General features: G+C 66.0%; 3 protein-coding genes. 2 read left to right on the top strand and 1 reads right to left on the bottom strand.

Going from position 1 to position 1,530, the window contains the following annotated elements:
• The first annotated feature begins 47 nt into the window (after positions 1-47).
• On the top strand, positions 48-623 hold the full coding sequence (locus tag EB084_25200) for a methyltransferase domain-containing protein (protein ID NDD31562.1): 576 nt from the start codon (positions 48-50) through the stop codon (positions 621-623).
• Between the two features lie 164 nt (positions 624-787).
• Positions 788-1,243 (top strand): hypothetical protein, encoded by a 456-nt coding sequence (locus EB084_25195; GenBank protein NDD31561.1) that lies wholly within the window; start codon positions 788-790, stop codon positions 1,241-1,243.
• Positions 1,244-1,306: 63 nt separating this feature from the next.
• Here EB084_25195 and EB084_25190 read toward each other — a convergent pair.
• Positions 1,307-1,530, bottom strand: a 224-nt coding sequence (locus EB084_25190; protein ID NDD31560.1) for a hypothetical protein, incomplete at its 5' end; no start/stop codon positions are given.

The raw sequence follows: 1,530 nt of genomic DNA, 5'->3' as shown, positions 1-1,530 counted from the left end.
CGGTTGAAGCAGGCCCGGGGCGGAGGAGCGTGGAAAGGCTCCCCCGCATGTCGGCATTACGCTTCTTCAAGGCCTTCCTCGCCAATCCGGCGTCCATCGGCGCGGTTGCGCCCAGCTCTCCGGCGCTTGCCGATCTCATCACCGACGCTGCCGACCTGGGAGGGGCTTCGCTTGTGGTTGAGTTCGGGCCGGGAACGGGCGTGTTCACCGAGGTCGTGCTTCGCAAGCTTGCGCCCGGTGCCCGCTACTTCGCCATCGAGCAGAACCCGGACTTCGCGGCCCTGACCCGCGCGCGCTGCCCGTCGGCCACGGTGCACGTCGACTCGGCGGTGAACCTCCCGCAGTATCTTGCGGCGGAAGGTCGCGCGCAGTGCGATCGCATCATCTGCGGCCTGCCGTGGGCCGCGTTCAGCGATGACCTGCAAGAGGCGCTGCTGGGGGCCATCACCGAGGCGCTCCCGCCGGGGGGGAAGCTCGTCACGTTTGCCTACCTGCAGGGATTGCTGCTCCCCGCCGGGCAGAAGTTCCGCCGCAAGCTGCGCGGGTCGTTTCGTCGCGTCACCACTACCCGTACCGAGTGGCGCAACATTCCCCCCGCCTTCGTGTACGTGGCCGAGCGCTGAGCCCGCGCCCGTCTCGGGGTCGCGAGCGCGGTCGCGGCGGCAGCCGGTTTCCCCACAAGCGTTCGGCAGGAGAATCGCCCCGACCCCGAACCTATGTCGGTCTGGCACGCGTGCCCTTCAGCGCACAGCCGTACCGTCGCCTTCATATCGAAAGGACTCTTCCCATGCACAGAACGCTGCGACTCGCAGGCCTGATCTCCCTTGTCTTCGTCACGATGCTCATCGCCGGATGCGGCCGCAAGGCCACGGCTCTCAATGGCACCTGGAAGGTGGAGGTCGACAAGGAGATCGCCTACTTCAAGGAGCAAGAGGCCTTCAAGAAGATTCCCGCCGTCGCGCAGAGCAAGGTCGAGGCGGGCATGAAGACCACGCTCCAGGAGATGAGCTTCACCTTTGCCGACGGCAAGGTCACGGTCAAGGGAGCGGGAGGCAAGAGCAAGGACGGCGAGTACATGGTCGCCAAGATGGAAGGCGACAAGTGGCAGCTCGAGACCCTCGACAAGGACAAGAAGAACGAGAACACGACCATCACCTGGAAGGACAACGACCACATCACCCTGACGCCGAGCGAGAAGGAAGGTCCGATGAAGGTCGACCTCATGCTCGTTCGCCAGAAGTAGACGGTCGAGCACGGTCCGGCGCTGCGGGTGGTCTCTTGAACGAGGCCACCCGCAGCCTTTCCGTCAGCGTTTCGAGGGTGCGCTGGCGGTGCGCACCAGCGCGCAGGCGTCTTCCACCTTCGCCACGTCGATGCGCATCGCGTCGAGGGCCTGGGCGCAGCGCCCGCAGAGCATGAGCCCGCGCAGCTTGTTGCCCATGGTGGCTTGCGCGCGGCAGATGTCGAAGAGGCACTCGGGTACCCCATCGTGCCACAATCGCGCCGGATCGTAGTCGGCAGACTGCAGCC

This window comes from Pseudomonadota bacterium (genome assembly GCA_010028905.1).
Lineage (GTDB): Bacteria > Vulcanimicrobiota > Xenobia > RGZZ01 > RGZZ01 > RGZZ01.
Note: the sequence above shows the minus strand (reverse complement) of the source record. Positions and strands in the feature narration are given on the sequence as shown.